At 51.2% G+C, this 17417-nt stretch carries 15 protein-coding genes; 8 read left to right on the top strand and 7 right to left on the bottom strand.

Features of this window, described 5'->3' with window-relative positions; translation table 11 throughout:
- Positions 1–2: 2 nt before the first annotated feature.
- From HF324_RS14810 to HF324_RS14800, 3 genes are all read right to left on the bottom strand, one after another.
- The gene (locus HF324_RS14810; protein WP_168860162.1) at positions 3–779 is read right to left on the bottom strand and encodes a LytR/AlgR family response regulator transcription factor; all 777 of its coding nucleotides are present in this window, start codon (positions 777–779) and stop codon (positions 3–5) included.
- Positions 776–1795 (bottom strand): sensor histidine kinase, encoded by a 1020-nt coding sequence (locus HF324_RS14805; protein WP_168803222.1) that lies wholly within the window; start codon positions 1793–1795, stop codon positions 776–778. The genes HF324_RS14810 and HF324_RS14805 overlap by 4 nt, the downstream gene beginning before the upstream one ends.
- Before the next feature lie 83 nt (positions 1796–1878).
- Complete coding sequence (locus HF324_RS14800; RefSeq protein ID WP_168860161.1) at positions 1879–2181, bottom strand: hypothetical protein; 303 nt, start codon at positions 2179–2181, stop codon at positions 1879–1881.
- Between the two features lie 237 nt (positions 2182–2418).
- On the opposite strand from HF324_RS14800, the gene HF324_RS14795 reads away from it, so the two are divergent.
- The 5 genes from HF324_RS14795 (at position 2419) to HF324_RS14775 (ending at position 10358) form a co-directional block, all read left to right on the top strand.
- On the top strand, positions 2419–2886 hold the full coding sequence (locus tag HF324_RS14795) for a sigma-70 family RNA polymerase sigma factor (protein WP_246269538.1): 468 nt from the start codon (positions 2419–2421) through the stop codon (positions 2884–2886).
- A gap of 46 nt (positions 2887–2932) precedes the next feature.
- Positions 2933–4108 carry a FecR family protein gene (locus tag HF324_RS14790; protein ID WP_168860160.1) on the top strand — a complete coding sequence of 392 codons (1176 nt, stop codon included), beginning with the start codon at positions 2933–2935 and terminating at the stop codon, positions 4106–4108.
- 212 nt (positions 4109–4320) lie between these two features.
- A complete protein-coding gene (locus HF324_RS14785; RefSeq protein ID WP_168803218.1) occupies positions 4321–7695 on the top strand; it encodes a SusC/RagA family TonB-linked outer membrane protein in 3375 nt (1124 codons plus the stop codon).
- A 14-nt stretch (positions 7696–7709) separates the two neighbouring features.
- A complete protein-coding gene (locus HF324_RS14780) occupies positions 7710–9164 on the top strand; it encodes a RagB/SusD family nutrient uptake outer membrane protein (RefSeq protein WP_168860159.1) in 1455 nt (484 codons plus the stop codon).
- 69 nt (positions 9165–9233) lie between these two features.
- Positions 9234–10358 carry an AhpC/TSA family protein gene (locus HF324_RS14775; protein WP_168860158.1) on the top strand — a complete coding sequence of 375 codons (1125 nt, stop codon included), beginning with the start codon at positions 9234–9236 and terminating at the stop codon, positions 10356–10358.
- 80 nt (positions 10359–10438) lie between these two features.
- Here HF324_RS14775 and HF324_RS14770 read toward each other — a convergent pair whose 3' ends face one another.
- The 3 genes from HF324_RS14770 to HF324_RS14760 form a co-directional block, all read right to left on the bottom strand.
- A complete protein-coding gene (locus HF324_RS14770; protein ID WP_168860157.1) occupies positions 10439–10726 on the bottom strand; it encodes a hypothetical protein in 288 nt (95 codons plus the stop codon).
- A gap of 429 nt (positions 10727–11155) precedes the next feature.
- The gene (locus HF324_RS14765) at positions 11156–12085 is read right to left on the bottom strand and encodes a helix-turn-helix domain-containing protein (RefSeq protein WP_168803214.1); all 930 of its coding nucleotides are present in this window, start codon (positions 12083–12085) and stop codon (positions 11156–11158) included.
- A 10-nt stretch (positions 12086–12095) separates the two neighbouring features.
- Entirely contained in the window at positions 12096–12989 is an 894-nt protein-coding gene (locus HF324_RS14760; RefSeq protein ID WP_168860156.1) for an NmrA family NAD(P)-binding protein, read from the bottom strand.
- Positions 12990–13200: 211 nt separating this feature from the next.
- Here HF324_RS14760 and HF324_RS14755 point away from each other — a divergent pair, with 211 nt between their 5' ends.
- From HF324_RS14755 to HF324_RS14745, 3 genes are read left to right on the top strand one after another with little or no spacing between them, the layout of a single operon-like run.
- Positions 13201–14607 carry a TolC family protein gene (locus tag HF324_RS14755; protein ID WP_168860155.1) on the top strand — a complete coding sequence of 469 codons (1407 nt, stop codon included), beginning with the start codon at positions 13201–13203 and terminating at the stop codon, positions 14605–14607.
- A 33-nt stretch (positions 14608–14640) separates the two neighbouring features.
- Positions 14641–15597 carry an HlyD family secretion protein gene (locus tag HF324_RS14750; protein ID WP_168803211.1) on the top strand — a complete coding sequence of 319 codons (957 nt, stop codon included), beginning with the start codon at positions 14641–14643 and terminating at the stop codon, positions 15595–15597.
- A 6-nt stretch (positions 15598–15603) separates the two neighbouring features.
- The gene (locus tag HF324_RS14745) at positions 15604–16779 is read left to right on the top strand and encodes an ABC transporter permease (protein WP_168803210.1); all 1176 of its coding nucleotides are present in this window, start codon (positions 15604–15606) and stop codon (positions 16777–16779) included.
- A 44-nt stretch (positions 16780–16823) separates the two neighbouring features.
- Here HF324_RS14745 and HF324_RS14740 read toward each other — a convergent pair whose 3' ends face one another.
- Complete coding sequence (locus tag HF324_RS14740; protein WP_168803209.1) at positions 16824–17375, bottom strand: hypothetical protein; 552 nt, start codon at positions 17373–17375, stop codon at positions 16824–16826.
- Positions 17376–17417: the final 42 nt, after the last annotated feature.

The following is a 17417-nucleotide window of genomic DNA, read 5'->3' as shown; positions in this document are numbered from 1 at the left end:
GCTTATTGGTCCAGCCATTTTCTGAAGAGCATTGCTCTTGCTTTGCTAACCAGTACCTGCTCTTGTGGTGAGGGGTGAATGATGACCTCCAGTCTCCCGTTGAAAAAATACGCTACCGTACCCACCGCATGGCGGTTGATAATGAACTGACGGTTGGCCCTGAAAAAAAGCCCGGGGTCCAGCTGCCGCTCCAGCTGCTCCAGCTTAGACGGAGCGATAAATTGTCGTCCGTCCGCCGTATGGGCATACACGATGTCGTTGGCGGTGTAAAACCAGTGGATTTTAGCTGTTTCCACGGGGATAAGCCTTCCGCAATGATGAAAGAGAAATGAATTTTTATAGTTTTTAGTGGCCGACTGCAACTGCTGTAACAAGGCCGCTATTTTAGCCTGTTGCACTTCCCTACCGGGCGCTATCAGCGTATCGTATTTTGTCAAAGCGCGGCGTATCTCATCTTCATCAAAAGGCTTTAAAATATAATCGATGCCATTATTACGAAAGGCTTCTATGGCATAGTCGTTATAGGCCGTAACAAAAATAACAGGCTTGACGGTGTTTATCTCTTTAAAAATTTCGAATGACAATCCGTCTGCAAGCCGTATGTCCGAAAATATCAAATCATAACCGTTGTTGGCTGTCAGCCATTCAACGCCTTCCGTTACGCCTGTTAAGGTTGCCATTATCTCAATAGAAGGTTTGATGGCGCTGAGAATATACTCCAGGTTTCTCGCCGTAGCGGCTTCGTCTTCGATCAATACTATGCGGAGTGGCGACGTCATACTAAGGGCAGTTTAACAATAAAATATTCCGCTGTCTGGTGTATGGCTATTTCGCGGCTGGTTTGCAGTTTAAATCGTTCGTTCAGATTGGCCAGTCCTAACCCGGTGCCTTCGGTTTCGCCGCTGGCCGGCTGCAGGTTGTTTTGCACAACCAGCCAGTCGTTTTCGTTATAAATATCCACTGTTAACACCTTTGATGAGGTGGCAGCATTATGTTTAACGGCATTTTCAACCAGCGGCTGTAATGATAAGTGCGGAATCCGTTTCTGCAATGCCTCCGGGCTTACGTTTATCCGGATCCGGAAGGCATCTTCCAGCCGCATGGTGATCAGTTGCGTATAAGATGCCAAATGCTGAAGCTCTGTTCCTATCGTTAGCATATGACCGCCCGAGTGTATCAGGGTATACCGGAAAACTTTGGACAGGTGGACGATATAGGCCTGGGCCCGTTGCGGATTCTCCCTCACAATAGCGGAAAGGCTGCTGAGGGTATTGAAAAGGAAGTGTGGGTTGAGTTGCTCCTGCAGCAGTTTCAACTGGGCTTGCAGATAAGCGGCATGAAGCTGTTCGTTTACCAGGTCCTTATGCCTGCTTTCCCGTGTCAGAAGGATAAGGCGTATTACCACGGCTATCATCACGGTACTGAGTGAAAACCGGGCGAAATACCCCCTTGCGATCGTTCCCGGAAGGTGCACCGCCCCAAACAGCGCTGCGTGTATGCAACTCCCCACGATAATGGCTGCCAGTATCAACAGTGCATTTAAGGCATATAACTTCAGCCACTGTTTATTTTGTCTGTACACGCTGAAATATCTGTCGTGAGCAAGGTTCAGGTGTAACAGTGCGAGGCAAAACAACAGGTTGTACAGAAACTGGAAGCCATATTCCCGGATATCAAATTGCCAATAACGGGCGATGATCCCATCTGTATTAAGCGCCATTAATTTGGCCGAATTCACCACCAAAGCAATCAATAAGGAGCTGTACAGGTATATTTTCCTCTCGTTTCTGATCATTTATGCAAATGAAAGAAAAATTGGGGATGGTCAGGTAAAAATCGAAACCGAAACAGGAAAATTAACGGGTGAAGTGACATACGCTATATCGCCCAGGTACCTAAATCATGCTCCAGCTGGCCAAGGAGGTCGTAGAAGCCGCTATCACCGGCCTCTTTGTCGTCAAACAGCTGCACAATAGCCTCCAGTTTCCCGGCAACAGCTGTTTCGTTTTTGGCAAACCTGGAACGAGTGAGCGCTTCCAGCGCCTCCACCACTGTGCGCAACGACTGCTCCAGCGCCTCTTCCCGCATGGTGGCGCGATGTTTCCAATAGAGCCGCAGCTGATCAGGATGAGCAGCCGCCTGAAAAATAAATGGCGTGTTCGGATGGTTCGGGTCTAACATACTATTAAAAATACGGTTTGCGGGAGAAATTACTGCCGGAAAACCTCCCCCGCAGTTTTACCTGATAAATCCTAAAATTATTATTAGCTTGCACGCCCACACGCAAACTATAGTGAATTGACGTCCGGCTCATCTCCATACAGTGACAGAGAACTTCTTTCAAGAATTGCTGAAGGGAATGAAGCCGCCTTTGCCGATCTTTTTAACACCTATTCGGCGGCGTTATCCCGCATTTCCATGCGGATCCTGCAAAGCGAGGCTGCCAGCCAGGAAGTGCTGCAGGACTATTTTATCAAATTATGGCTGAACAGGACCACCCTGGCGGAAATTGAACTGCCTGGCCCCTGGCTGAGAAAGGTCCTGGTCCGGGAATGCCTGCAATACCTCCGCAAAGCCGCCGTCTATCAACGCAAACTGGATGGCCTTCCAACAGAAGCCGACAGCCATAACCAGGCACTCCACTCCTTGTCCGTAAAAGAGATCCAGGAAGCGGTGGGCAAGGCCCTCTCTGCCATGTCTCCCCAACGCAGGCTTATTTACCAGATGAGCCGGGAAAAGGGGATGACAACAAAAGAAATCGCGGAAGAACTGGGGTTGTCCAACGGGTATGTAAGAAATGTGCTTAGCGCGGCCCTGCAAACGATCCGCGGTTTTCTTTTCCCTATGGACCTGATGTCTGTAGTTGTTTTTTTATATTTTTTTTAAGACGCATAGTGACATCCCCCTTTCACGCGCATCTCTTATATAGGATATGGATCAATCTCGCATTATTTATCTGGTTGGCCGCTACCTGGAAAAGGGCCTGACAGAAGCCGAACAGGCCGAATTCGGACAACTGCTCCGGGACCAGGAGAGTTATGACGCCCTGCTGGCAGCTTTTGACGCCCTCGCAGGCGACCTGGATATTTCCGTCCCGCCGGACGGGGCGCTGCTGCCTATACTGCATACTGCGCTCGCCAGCGACCGACCGCCAGTACAGGTCGCATCGTACCGCCGATGGTACTGGCCCGCGGCAGCTGCAGCAGTACTTGCGATGGTTGTATGCAGTTACCTGTGGCTTTCCCGGCCGGCAACAACAGGGCTGGCCCACAACGGAACAGAGAAGCATAATATCCTGCCTGGTAAAGAAGGCGCCATCCTCACCCTTGCTGACGGTTCCGAAGTGGTGCTCGACAGCCTTGGCAATGGTACGATCGCCCGGCAAAACGGGGCGCAGCTGGTACTGGCCGACGCGCAGCTTTCGTATCAACCTGCCGGGACCAGCGCCGAAACAGCTACCTACAACACCATTACTACGCCCCGGGGGCGGCAGTTCCGGGTGGTGTTATCCGACGGCACAGCCGTCTGGCTGAACGCTGCCAGTTCATTAAGATACCCTACGGTATTTGGAGAGGGAAAAAGACAGGTTGAAGTAAAAGGCGAAGCGTATTTCGAAGTAGCGCCCGACACTAAAAAACCTTTTCATGTGAATATCAATCAGAAAGCGGACATCCTGGTGCTCGGCACACATTTCAACGTAAATGCCTATGACAACGAGGAAGCCCTTGCCGCTACTTTAATGGAAGGAGCTGTACGTGTATCCGCCCCCGTGCCAGGGAAAGCGGCTGAAGTAGTACTGCGCCCCGGCCAGCAGGCCAGGATCAGCGCGGCAGCTAATCGTATCACGGTGAAAGAGCATGCCGATGTCGATAACGTGATTGCCTGGAAAAATGGCCTGTTCAATTTTGACGGCGCTGACTTTGCTGATATTATGCGTCAACTGGAACGCTGGTACGATATTGAAGTTGTATATGAAAAAGGGACGCCGGATATTGAATTTGAAGGGCAGATGACAAGAGATGTACCATTAAACGGATTGCTGACTATACTTAGCCGCAGCGGCATTCAATTCAGATTAGAAGGAAGAAAACTGATAGTTCAACCATAATAATACGCATAACGACCAACATTAAAATATGAGATAACAAAAATTACCGCCACAGTTGAGACCTGTGACGGTAAGAGATCCAGCTGACAAAAAAAGCCTTTTACATCAATTTTTCTAACAACCAAATCTATTTGCAATTTATGCAAAAAAAACGTTATTGGCCATTACCCGGCTTGCCGGACCGTGGGCTTATTGAAAAAATCAAACGGATTATGCGATTCACCACCCTTTTGCTAACGGCGGCGCTTCTTCAAACGCATGCCACCGGCAGGGCACAACAAGTCTCGATCGCCGGGCGGCAACTGACCATGCGGGAGATATTCAAGGCCATTAAAGACCAAACCGGCTATGTAGTATTAAATCAGAAAGGCGTTCTTTCCGATGCCAGGCCTTTAGCGCTTTCCGCTAACGCCGTTCCGCTTCTCAGGTTCCTGGAACTCGCCTTCAGGGGCCAACCATTAGAATATATGGTCCAGGGAAAGACAATCCTCGTCACCCGTAAAAATCAACCAACCCCTGATGGAGGCACCACTTCCACCGCCAACATTAATGCGGCGCTTCCGCCGGTAAATGGCGTTGTGCGTTCCGGGGATGGAAAACCAATGCCTGGCGTAACCGTAGTTATCGTTGGTCAGAACAAAGGCACTGTAACCGCCGCCAATGGCACGTTTACAATAGAAGTAGCGGAAGGGGACCTGCTCCGTATCTCTGCCGTCGGTTTCCTCCCCCTGACCGTTAAGCGGGTCAACGGCAGCTTCGTTGCAGTGAAAGACAGCCAGCCGGGGCGCCCCGGCAACAAGGATGAAGGAGAAGCAGTATCCAGCCTGCTCTCCGGCAGCAGCGCCCTGCTATCGGTTCGCCTGGCTCCCAGCTCCTCGCCTTTGGACGAAGTACAAGTGATGGCCTATGGAACCACCACCAAACGGTTCAATGCCGGTAACATCAGTTCCATTTCCTCGAAGGAGATCGCGAAAAGCCCTGTGAACAATGTCATGGAAGCGCTCCAGGGAAAAGTGCCCGGCCTCTTTATTCAACAGGTGACAGGCCAGCCCGGCGGGGCATTTACCGTAAGGATGCGCGGCGCCGCCAACCTCACTACCGGGGCCACACAACCGCTCATTATAGTAGATGGAGTACGGTTCCCTGCCGGCACGCTCCCGCTCTCGACAAATACATTGTACGGCACCCAGAGCTTTTTACAGGGCGGCAGTGGACTCAATTATATCAATCCTAATGACATAGAAAGCGTAGATGTGCTGAAAGATATAGACGCAACGGCTATTTACGGTTCTTCCGGCGCATATGGGGTGATCCTTATCACTACAAAAAAAGCCCGCGGCAATCGCCAGGCCTTTAACGCCAACGTATATACGGGCGTGTCGCTCATGGGCAAGGCGCCTAAGCTGATGAATACCGAAGAATACCTCCTGCTCCGGCGGGAAGCGCTGAAGAACGATCACCTGCAGATCTCAGCGCAAGACCTTGACCTGAACGGCACCTGGCCTGAAGACCGCTATACCAACTGGCGGAAAGAACTGATGGGCAAAGCCGCCGCTACTACCAATATCAACCTGTCTTACAGCGGCGGGGCTGGCAACACCAACTACCTTATAAGCGGAAGCCTGCGCAATACAGGTAACATCCAACGCCATACCGGCGCCAACAAAGACGGCTCCCTGCGCTTTGCCCTGAACACAGGCACTACGAACAACAAGTTCAACATGTCGCTGACTGGTACCTACCTGAGCTCAGTGAACGATATGGTGCCACAGGACTTCTCCGGATCCGTCATGGCTGTTCCAAATGCGCCCCGCCCTTTCAATCCCGACGGCAGCATTAACTGGGATGCTATCGGTACTAACGTCAACAGCACCAGCTTTGCTTCCAACATCAACAAACAATATAAAAACACGACCAATAACCTGCTGGCCAATGCTACGCTGACCTACCGGCCAACGAAGAGCATCACGCTGAACAGCGTATTTGGATATAACACCATCAACGGAAAGGAACTGATAGGCAATCCTACCAGCACCTTCAATCCCTCCAATATCCTGGCGGCCACGCAGACGGTAGGCATCCTGCACCAGTTTTCTACCCGCTCCATTACCATCTCTCCATACGGCGAGTATAGGAAAATGATCACATCACGCGGTAACCTGAGCGTTAAGATAGGCGCAGAGATCAGCAACCAGCTATCACAGATGACCGATATCACCGGCACCGGTTTCCCATCCGACGCGTTGCTCGTCAACCCGGCCATAGCCACTTCCGTGGTTTCGAAATATGAACTGAATGAATACCGCTCTATCGGCACCTATGGTATCGTAAAGTTCGTGTGGAATGAAAAATATATTGCGAACGTGAACCTCCGGCACGATGGCTCTACGAAGTTTGGTCCCGGCCGCAGGTTCGGCAACTTCGGCTCAGGCGCCCTGGCATGGATCTTCAGTGAAGAAAAACTGCTGAAAGATAAATTGCCGGCACTTAGCTATGGTAAGCTGAGGGTCAGCAGCGGCGTAGTAGGCGGCGACGCGATCGGCGATTTCCGTTACATCGAAACTTACCAGGCCATGTCAGGGAACTACGACGGCAAAACAGGTTTACAACCCAACGCCCTGCCAAATCCGATCCTGAACTGGGAACGGAATTTCAATTCAGAAGCAGGCCTGGAGTTAGGGTTCCTCGACAACAAGATCATGGCAGATTTCAGCTATTATTTGAACCGGGCAGGCAACCAGTTGCTTAGTCAGCCACTTTCCAGCGTTACCGGCTACACAAGCTATACGCTCAATTCCGATGCGCTGATCCGCAACAGCGGTTATGAAGCCAGTGTAACTTCCGACAATATCAGGAAAAAGCATTTCAGCTGGACTACCCGGTTCAATATCACCGTACCTGAGAGCAAACTGCTGCGGATCCCTACACAAGCCAATCAAAATTCCAACTATGTTTTAGGCAAACCGGTTACAGGGGTATTGTTGTACAAATACAACGGCGTGAACCCTGAAACAGGCTACTACAGCTTTACCAACAGCAAAGGCAAGACAGATGATTTTTCAGGTTCGTTCACGCAGGCCGATAAAACGGAGTTTATTGACCTGGCGCCAAAGTATTACGGCAGCCTGACCAACTCCTTTACCTACAAGCAGTTTTCATTGGATTTCTCCATCAACTTCACCAGCCGGAAGGGTAAAAACCTGCTTGGCAACGCCCTCCTTCCTTTCGGTATATTTGGAAGCAATGGCAGCAGCATGTGGCTTGAGCGCTGGCAGAAGCCCGGCGACCAGACAGATATTCCCAAAGTGAGTACGCAGTTCGGCAACTTCGGACGCCAGCTGATATTCAATGAAAGTACGGGCGCGTACTCCGACGCTACCTATGCCCGGCTGCAGAATGTAAGCCTCCGCTATACATTAAGCGAAGCCCTTAATAAAAGGCTGCATCTCAAAAACGGCAGCATATACCTGCAAGGGCAAAACCTTTTGACCATTTCGAAATATAACGGACTGGACCCCGAGAATCTCAACCCTTCAGTGATCCCTCCCCTGCGGGTGATCACCGCCGGGATTAACGTAACTCTTTAATGTTTAACCAGCAGATGAAACAAACCATCAAACATAAATTTTACAAGTCGCTGTCGCTCTTTGCGCTGGCCGGCAGCCTTGTATTAACAGGGTGCGAAAAATACCTGGACGGCACCCAACTGCCGGCCGGCACCATTGGAGCGGAAGATGTGTATGTGAACGACAACATGGCGTCTACAGTCGTTACCGGCATGTACATGAACCTTACCAATACCGCCGGTTATGGCGGCGGCACAGGCAGCAACCTGGGTTATATACTGGCCCTGTATACCGACGAAGCCAAAAGTACGCTGAGCGGGAACTTTGCAGACATTGTCTATAAAAATGCGATTCAGTCTTCCGAAAGCCCTTATTGGTCTGCATACTATAAAATGCTCTTCGTTGCCAACGCCGCAATCAAGGGTATTAACGATAGCCCCGCAAAACTGCAGTATAAAGACCAATGGCTGGGGGAAACCTATTTCCTGCGGGCCCTGTTCTACTTCTACCTGGTAAATCTTTACGGGCCGGTCCCTTTGGCGTTATCGACAGATTATACTGTCAACAACCGTTTAAGCCGCGCGCCGGCGGCTGATGTATATGACCAGATCGTTGCAGACCTGAAACTGGCGCAGTCGATGTTGCCGGCGGATTACCGGAACGGATACGGCGCCGCAACTACAAGCCGCGTTCGTCCCAACAGCGCTGCAGCTACTGCCCTGCTGGCCAGAGTATATCTTTACATGGGCGAATGGGCGAAGGCAGAGGCACAGGCAACGGCAGTGATCAGCAACCAGTTATACGACACGGTGAGCCTGGACAAGGTATTCATTGCCAACAGCAAAGAAACAGTATGGTCGGTAGCCCCTAAAACCGCGTCAGCGGCTTACGAATTTAGCTTTTATAATAACGGCATGCCGGCAACCATTATGCCGCCGCAGGGACCTAACTCGTTCAACGTGTATTCAACGGTCAGCGACCAATTATTAAATGCATTTGAATCGGGCGACCGCCGGTTCAACGAGTGGCTTCGGGTTGTCACCATTCCGGCGTCAGGTATGCAGCCGACAAAGACCCTTTATTTCCCGGCCAAGTTTAAATCTTCCGCCAACAATGCCGAGTACCAGGTGCCGCTGCGACTGGCGGAACAATACCTGATCCGGGCGGAAGCAAGGGCCATGCAGGATAAAGGCAACGCCGCCGAAGATCTTAACGTGGTCCGCAGCCGGGCTGGCCTGCCCGCTGTTCAGCCAGCCACAAAAACCGCGCTCTTAACCGCCATTGCCAGGGAAAGACAAACAGAACTATTCTCGGAATACGGACATCGTTTCTTCGATCTGAAACGGACAGGCAAACTTGATGAAGTGATGACCGCTGTGGCACCGGCGAAACCCACTACCTGGAAGAGCTACATGGCTAACTGGCCTATTCCGCCAGGCGATATTCTTTCAAATCCAAATCTTACACCTAACCCGGGGTATGCAAAATAACCCGGCAGCAGAACGGGACGGCCGGCCATTCATCCCGTTCTCATTTTCACAGGCTTTAAATTAAATAAGATGAAACGTTTTATTCTGGCGGCATCGTTATTGATGCCAGGCATCTCGTTTGCCCAATCGTTCGGTTACCAGCTGAAAGTGCAATTGAAATCAGTTAAAAAACCGTTATATGCCTACGTTATATCCGATTATGGCTGGACGAGCCGGAAAGTTCTCGATTCGGCCATCCTGAAAAATGGCGTAGCTGAATTCAAAGGCAGCCTCGATGAACCGGCGATGGTGCACCTACTCATCGATCATGAAGGGCAAGGATCTAAATGGAAGAAAAATGCCGATGTGATAGACCTTTACCTGGAAAGCGGGAACATAACCGTTCAGGGAAAAGACAGCATCAAAACGGCGCAGATCAGGGCCGGCGCCATCAACCGGCAGTTCACCGCTTACAAGGATGCCGTGATGGGGTACTACAGGGAGGCGGCGAAACGACCGGCACCAAAGGAAGCCGACCTGAAAGCGCCCGGCGCAGCAGCATCGATGATGAAGATGATCAGCGAGATGGCTGCCAAAACAGATACGCTCAAAGTTGCGTATATCCGCAGTCATCCGGATTCCTATATGAGCCTGGTAGCCCTTAGGGAGCTGGCGGGAAAAGATATCGATGTAGCATATGCAGAACCGATGTTTAACAGCCTTTCTACCGGTATCAGAAATACTACAACAGGGCAGAACTTCGCCCGTAAACTGGAGGAAGCGCGGTTATTTGCTGTGGGCGCAACGGCCCCGGATTTCACCCAGAACGACGTGAACGGCAAACCTGTAAAACTGTCGGACTTCCGGGGAAAATATGTACTGGTAGATTTTTGGGCTTCCTGGTGCGGACCATGCCGGCGGGAAAATCCCAACGTGGTTAAAGCATACCAGACGTTTAAGGACAAGAATTTCACGGTGTTAGGCGTATCGCTCGACCTGCCTGGGAAAAAACAGGAATGGCTGGCCGCTATTGAGAAAGACGGCCTGACATGGACGCATGTATCCGACCTGAAAGGCTGGAAAAATGAAGTGGCTGAGTTATACAAAGTGAGGGCTGTTCCGCAAAACTTCCTTATCGATCCTAATGGCAAGATCATAGGAAAAAACCTAAGGGAGGAGCGTTTGCAAAAGGAGCTGGCTCGTATCTTACTTTAAACAGCTGCCTTTCCTAAAAAACAAAAGAAGCTGTCTCAAATTACTTTTGAGACAGCTTCTTTTTATTTGATACAACATGATCAGTCGTCATCCCCGTGACCATGTCCATGACCGTGTCCACGACCCCGGCCACGTCCGCGCCAACGGCGGTCATCATCATCGTCATCGTCATCATGGTCCCGGTAGCGGCGGTAACGGTCGTCGTGACAATCGCGGATCAGGTCCTGGCGATCGTACCAGCCGCGGTACCTGCCATAACGGTTGCGGTAGTAACCGGCATTCAGGTACGGTCTTGGCTCGTTGACCACCACTTTGTACCCGCGGTACAGGTCATACTGATAATGCCGGGGCAAGGCGGAGGCAAACACCCAGTCACCTTCATCACGGTCGAAAAAAATAAACTGCCGGCGGGGATATAGTACCAGGCATCAACGTCCGGGAGGTAGTAGTACTCGGCATAGTCGTAGCCAACAGGCCCCCAAAGCGGCTGGCTGCCTACGTTCAGATTAACATTTACGCGGACCTGGGCTTGAGTTGTTGGTGCATAGTACATGCCAGCGGCCAGCAGAACGGCCATCACAGCAAGCTTCTTCATAAAAATACGGTTTATACCGCTCTCATTGCCAATTTAATGCCAGATTCCGCTAACAGTGGTACGGGGAAAAGATCGGGGAAATTACCCCGGGGATTTTCCCGCCCTGCAGATGGTAAAGTATTGGATACCTTTACGCGCCTCCTATCATCCCTACTCCTTCTTTTTCCTCAAAAAAACCTGCTGTTTGAAACAATAATCACCACTACCGGCAAGGCCTTTTGAAGAATGACTGCCGGAAGGCCTGTGGGGAAAGGTTCGTTTTTGTTTTAAACAGCTTGCTGAAAGACTGCGGGTGCTCAAAACCCAGCTCATAGGCGATTTCGCTCACCGACAACCGGGTGGTGGACAGCTTCTCCTTTGCCTGCTCCATCAGTTTATCGTGGATATGCTGCTGCGTGCTTTTCCCTGTCTGCACCTTCAGCAGCCCGCTGAGATAGTTGGGCGACATATTGAGCTGGTCGGCGATGTACTGCACTGTTGGCAATCCTTTACGCTGCAGCTCCCCGCTGTTGCAATAGTCCGCCAGCAGGGCCTCCATCCTGTCCAGCACCTGGTGGTTGGTGATCTTACGTGTCAGGAACTGCCGGTGGTAGTACCGCTCCGAATAGGTGAGCAATAACTCCAGCTGGGCGATCATCACGTCGTGGCTGAAATGGTCCATGTTGCCGTGGTACTCCTGCGCAATGTTCTGCATGATACCGGAGATAGTGGCTTCTTCTTTCTCAGACAGGTGCAGCGCTTCGTTCACCGCATAACTGAAATATTCGTACTGCCGTATCTTCTTCGCCAGCGGCGTATTCCAGAGAAAATCGGGATGGAACAGCAACAGCCATCCCGTATGTTTATATTCTTCATCGGTTTCAATGGAGAACACCTGGTTGGGCGCCATGAAAAACAGGGTGCCTTCATCGAAGTCATATTGCTGCTGACCGTATTTCACCTTTCCGGCGAAGTTCCTTTTCAGGGCCACGGCGTAAAACGCCTGCACCAGCTTTCTGGATTCACCGGAATCCCCCTGTTTGATATCCTCAAAGTTAATGACACTAATCAGCGGATGCTCCGGACTGGGTAAGTTCCGGAGCTGATGTAATGCGCTGATCGTGGGAAGCTGGTATAACTGTGTGCCTGCCATAACGTTTAAATTAATTACTTTTTGCGAAAACTGCCGCAAACTCGCGGGCAAAGTCTTCTATTTTCACCTTCCCTGTCGTAGCCGGCGGGTTCCGGTAGAAGTCCTCAGCCAGCGCGCCGGAGTGGAGGCTGTCATACAGCTCTACCAACGCAGCAGCCATTGGGCCAGGTACACCGTGGGTTTCCAGCTGTTCCCGCATAACATCGCCGGGAATCAGCCGCCATGCGAGGTCCGGCTTACCTATCGCTTTCCCCAGCACGGCCGCCACCTCGTTACACGTGCGTTCATCGCTGGTAACGTAACGGATGGCCGGCACGCTGGCGGTACGCACAATCTCTTCTGCCACCGCGTCCGCGATATCCAGGGGAGATACCCACAACACCTTGTCGTTTTCCCCGTAGCAGGCGGCCATAAAGCCTGCGTGACGGATCATGTCTGTAAAATTATACAGGTTATAATAGAAACTGGTAGGACGTATATGCGTGATGGATAGTCCGGGCACGGCATTCAGTATTTTCTCCGAATGGTGAGAGCCCAGGATAACACCGGTGCCATGGTCCAGGTGCGCACCGAAGCTGCTCAGGTACACCACCCGCTTTACGCCGGCTTTCCCGAGCGCCTGCGCATAGTTGCCCGCAATCCGGGTGTAATAGTCAACCGGAGGTTCTGCAGAGACATAATTCGGCGGCGTCATACAATATACGGCGTCTGCACCGGTAAAGGTTTTTTCCAGGAAGGCGGTATCATTCAGGGAACCGATAGCGGCAACAGCCCCAACAGCCTCAATAGCGGCCTGCTTTTCAGGGTTGCTGCTGATAACCGTCACGGTATGGCCTTTCTCTGCCAGTTGTTGTGTCAATGGCCTGCTGATATTTCCAAGGGAACCTGTTACGATAATATTCATGTTGTACGTTTTTTATAACAACAAAGATCACCTACCTGCACCAGCCCTACGAAGTCAAATCTACTTTTGTTGTAGCCAAAACACATCATTCAACATAATCCATCTTTTATATATATAAAAGAAAAAATTAAACATTGGTTTATTTTATCTGTTAATTCAAAGTAATAAGCTATGTTGCAACCATCTGTAGATTAAAAAAACCTGTTTATCAATGAAAAGTAAGCTGTCGTTCCTACTGCTGTCACTTCTGTTTTACCACTACGCCAAAGCACAAACGGCACCCGGCTTCAAAGAGCTTCTGGACAGCGCCATGATTCGGGATGCAGACCTCAGCGCCCAGCTTACCAAAAACAAACTGACGGTACTGGACCAGCACAAGCTGAAGGATGTTTACCTCCCCACCCTGGAAGTCAGCGGAATGGCCGGTTACCTGAATGCCACCGCACATGTTATTTCCCCGGAGCTCAACCTGCAACCGTTTCTCACCATCCCCGAAGGCAAGTACAATAATAACATCAATGTATCCGGTTTCTCCGGGCTGGCCAAAGCGGATGCCAAAATGCTGCTGTATGCAGGCGGCAAGGTGAAGCAGCTCAACAAAGCCCTCGAAGAAAAGCGGCAATCTGAAAACGTGCTGTTGGAGAAAACATCCGACGAGGTGGCGGCCACCATCTCCCGGGCCTACGATCAGCTGGCGCTGGTACATCAGTCCAAAAAAGTACTGGACGAGGCCAAACGAAGGCTGGACGCCAACCGCAAAACGGCCGACAAAGCGCTGGGCTACGGGCTGATCACCCCTTATGACCATAAGAAGATAGAGCTGGCACAGGCTACCCTCGATTCCAAAATGGCCGAATACGAGGGGAAAAAAGAACTGCTGCTGACCCAACTCGAGGTGCTGACAGGCATCGGCAAGGAGCGGCTCCGGCTGATTGAACCCGTATTGGTACCTGTAGCGCTGCCCGCGCCACAGAAGTCCGTTGAACAACGGGCGGAAATACGCGCGCTGGACCATGGTATCAACGCTTCCGGCTATAAAATAAAAGCGGAACAAACCTGGTGGATACCCAAAGTACAGCTGAAGGCCTCCGCCTACTACATCGGACTGTATGGCACCAGGATCAAATCGTCCGACAATATCATCCCTCCTATTCCGGCGATCGGCTATCCCGGCCGGAAACTGGACTGGCGGCCCACCAACCTCAATATCTTCCCGATGCTGAACGCCGGCATCGGTTTTAAATGGGAGATCTTCGACGGCAGGGAGGGAAAACATGCTATCGAAACGGCGCGCATCGACCGGGAACTGCTGCAAAACCAGAAATACGATGCCATGCGCAAGCTCACGTTAAACCAGGCCAACAATCAGTCCAATTATAACATCGCCAATTCGCAGATAGCCCTGAAGAAAAAAGAAAAAGAAATGGCGAACAATGCTTTGGTACAGGCAGAAAAAGAATTCAGGTACGGGATGTCCAAATCCACCCAGCTGATAGAAGCGGAAAACGACCTCGAAGCAGCGGAACTGGATTATCAGAATGCTATCTTCAACCAGCGCAGGGCCGCCGTGGAACTGATGCGGTCTACCCAGGAGCTGGACATCACCAAATTGTATTAAGCCTACACCATTACTCAAACTAATTACAGTAAGATGAAAATAACTACACCCATATTATTGATCTGTTCACTGACATTCGCAGGCTGTTCTTCCAAAAAGTCCAACGCCGACCGTTTCGAGGGCAAAGCCAAAAAAGATGTGGTGTCTTTTGCGCCGAAGGTTACCGGCAGGATCCTAAATATTTACGTTAAGGAAGGACAGACCGTGAAAAAGGGAGATACCCTTGCCCTGCTGGACGTGCCGGAAGTTTCCGCTAAAATAGCGCAGGCGCAGGGAGCCGTCAACGCTGCCACCGCGCAGGAGCAGATGGCGCGCAACGGCGCCACCGCCGATCAGCTGAAACAGTTACAGGCCAAATACAAAGGACTGAAAGAGCAGTATGAATTCGCCCGCAAATCGTATGAAAGGGCCACCAATATGTTCAACGACAGCCTCATGTCGCCGCAGGCTTATGACGAAGTATATGCCAAATACCAGGGCGCCAAAGCCCAGTACGATGCGGTGATCGCCGAACTGGACGACGTAAGGAGAGGCACCCGCGTGGAAAAAGTGAACATGGCCGCCGGTCAGGCTTCGCAGGCCAAAGGCGCATTACAGGAAGCCAATGTGGCCTACTCCGAACGTTATGTGATCGCCACCAATGATATGGACATAGAAACCATCAGCCTGAACCCCGGAGAGCTGGCCACCGCCGGCTTTGCGCTGTTCAACGGCTACATCCCCGGCAGCACCTGGTTCCGCTTCACCATTCCGGAAAGCAAGATCGCCGGGTATAAAAAAGGACAGGACGTCAAAATGCAGGTGCTGTACAACAACGAAGAAATGGAAGGCACCATCGCTTACATCAAACAGTTGACCCGTTATGCGGACATCACTACCGCTTTCCCCGACTATCAGCCGCAGGACGCGATTTATGAGATCAAGGTGCAGCCCAAAGATCCGGGCAAGACGAAAGACATACTGGTAAACGCAAGTGTTATACTGAAATAATCAGGCATGAAAGAATTTTTCCGATTGTTGAAACGGGAGTTTAAGCTGTTCCTCGGCAATTCCACCCTGCGCTCCGTATTTTTCCTGGCGCCGGTGTTGTATGCCACCCTGATCGGCTTCGTATATAAAGCCGGAAAGGTGGAAAATATACCCGTGATCGTTATAGACAAAGACAATACCCCCTTATCTGCGCAGCTGGTGGAGATGCTGGGCGATAACAAGAGCATTAAAACGCTGAAGTACCTGCAGGAGCCTTCCAGTGTAAACGATGAAGTGATCAGAAAAGAAGCTGCTGCCGTGGTGATGATACCCGCCCGCTTCGAGGCCGGCATCCTGCAGAAAAAATACCCGGAAGTGAATGTGTATGTGAACACCAGCAATGTACTGACGGCCAACTTCGCTTCCAAAGCGCTGCAGCTTACCATCGGAACGTTTTCCGCCGGCGTGTCCATCAAAGGGCTGCAGAAAATGGGAATGCCCGCCGTAAGGGCCGCCACGCAGTACGAACCGTTTAAAACGAACTACATCACGCTGTTCAACACTACCAGCAACTACCTCATATTTATGTGGCCGGCGATGCTGGCGGTGGTATTGCAACAGGTGATATTACTGGCGATGGCCATCAGCTTTGCTGCGGAGTTTCAGCGCGGGTCTTTTGTAACGGAATATGCCGGCATGCGCCGCCGGGCGTTCCCGATCATGCTGATCAAGGTGGTCCCTATCTGGACCTTTTCCATTCTGATTGTTGCTATTTATTACTTCATGCACATGTTCTTCAATGTGCCGATGCCGGAGGGCATTCTCAGCTTTATATGGCTGACAGCCTTCTTTGTGGGGTCTGCATCGTTTATGGGCGTGTTTGTCAGCATTCTCATCCCGGACGCTTTAAAAGCCACGCAGGTACTGATGGTGATTGCCTCTCCCGCGTTCATCATCAGCGGTTTTACCTGGCCGCTCAGCGCCATGCCGGCGTTCGTGCAGTTGATGGCCAATATCATCCCGCTGACGCCTTTCCTGCAGGCCTTCAAAATACTGTTGATCCAGAAAGGATCGGTGGAACTGACTTTCCCTTATATCCGGCACCTGGGTATTTTATTGCTGGTGTATGCCTTCCTGGGTTGGCTGGCGCTGAAGATAAAACTGTGGTACCTGTTCAGGACAGCCAAAGAGGGTAAGTTGTAAGCCTTGCGGCCTGCAACTTACCCTACCCGCCTGTTTTTGTTGTTTTAGCTTACCTGCGCCACGTGATGCACTTCCTGCGGCTGCCCCAGTGGTTTGTAACTGGTAATGGCCAGCTGTGGCTGCATGGCCACCATGAAGGTATCAAAAGTGTCCGGCTGGCCGGTCTGTTCGGGTGATACCAGCAGCAGCCGGTCGCCGATGATCTCCAGCAGCGTGAACGGCGGCGTGATGTAATTCAGCGCCACCCGGTGCTGCTGCCGGTCTTCGATGTCAGACTCGATCAGCTCCAGATGATACAGTTCAAAAGGCAGCTCCTTGTTACCGAGGCAATCCTTCACTCCCGGGATCCTGTTGCCCATCTCCTGCAGGTGTAGCCCCACTGCGAAGCCTACTTTATAATGCAGCGAATTGGATTTCGGATTATGGGCTTTCAGTTCCGTAAAGGTCCGGAATTGTTTATCAGGGTTGTATGCCTGCGACTGCATAAGGAATTCCACATAGGAATCTTCGAATATCTTTTTCTCCAGGTCCCCCGTGGAAGCAGCATCTATAAGCTGCCTGTAAGACAGGATGATCTGCGCTGGCTGCATCTTCATAATAAAAAATTAATCGACTGGTAAGAAATTGGTTGAAAAGAG

This window comes from Chitinophaga oryzae (genome assembly GCF_012516375.2).
In the GTDB taxonomy this organism is placed as follows: Bacteria; Bacteroidota; Bacteroidia; order Chitinophagales; family Chitinophagaceae; genus Chitinophaga; species Chitinophaga oryzae.
The sequence above is the reverse complement of the archived record's forward strand: the minus strand, read 5'-3'. Positions and strand labels throughout refer to the sequence as shown.

Coding starts and splice junctions, on each gene's coding strand:
- HF324_RS14750 (WP_168803211.1), top strand. CDS start 14,641: ATGAAAATAACTACACCCATATTATTGATCTGTTCACTGACATTCGCA.
- HF324_RS14760 (WP_168860156.1), bottom strand. CDS start 12,989: ATGAATATTATCGTAACAGGTTCCCTTGGAAATATCAGCAGGCCATTG.
- HF324_RS14805 (WP_168803222.1), bottom strand. CDS start 1,795: ATGATCAGAAACGAGAGGAAAATATACCTGTACAGCTCCTTATTGATT.
- HF324_RS14775 (WP_168860158.1), top strand. CDS start 9,234: ATGAAACGTTTTATTCTGGCGGCATCGTTATTGATGCCAGGCATCTCG.
- HF324_RS14780 (WP_168860159.1), top strand. CDS start 7,710: ATGAAACAAACCATCAAACATAAATTTTACAAGTCGCTGTCGCTCTTT.
- HF324_RS14795 (WP_246269538.1), top strand. CDS start 2,419: ATGCGGATCCTGCAAAGCGAGGCTGCCAGCCAGGAAGTGCTGCAGGAC.
- HF324_RS14740 (WP_168803209.1), bottom strand. CDS start 17,375: ATGAAGATGCAGCCAGCGCAGATCATCCTGTCTTACAGGCAGCTTATA.
- HF324_RS14800 (WP_168860161.1), bottom strand. CDS start 2,181: ATGTTAGACCCGAACCATCCGAACACGCCATTTATTTTTCAGGCGGCT.
- HF324_RS14790 (WP_168860160.1), top strand. CDS start 2,933: ATGGATCAATCTCGCATTATTTATCTGGTTGGCCGCTACCTGGAAAAG.
- HF324_RS14785 (WP_168803218.1), top strand. CDS start 4,321: ATGCGATTCACCACCCTTTTGCTAACGGCGGCGCTTCTTCAAACGCAT.
- HF324_RS14765 (WP_168803214.1), bottom strand. CDS start 12,085: ATGGCAGGCACACAGTTATACCAGCTTCCCACGATCAGCGCATTACAT.
- HF324_RS14755 (WP_168860155.1), top strand. CDS start 13,201: ATGAAAAGTAAGCTGTCGTTCCTACTGCTGTCACTTCTGTTTTACCAC.
- HF324_RS14810 (WP_168860162.1), bottom strand. CDS start 779: ATGACGTCGCCACTCCGCATAGTATTGATCGAAGACGAAGCCGCTACG.
- HF324_RS14745 (WP_168803210.1), top strand. CDS start 15,604: ATGAAAGAATTTTTCCGATTGTTGAAACGGGAGTTTAAGCTGTTCCTC.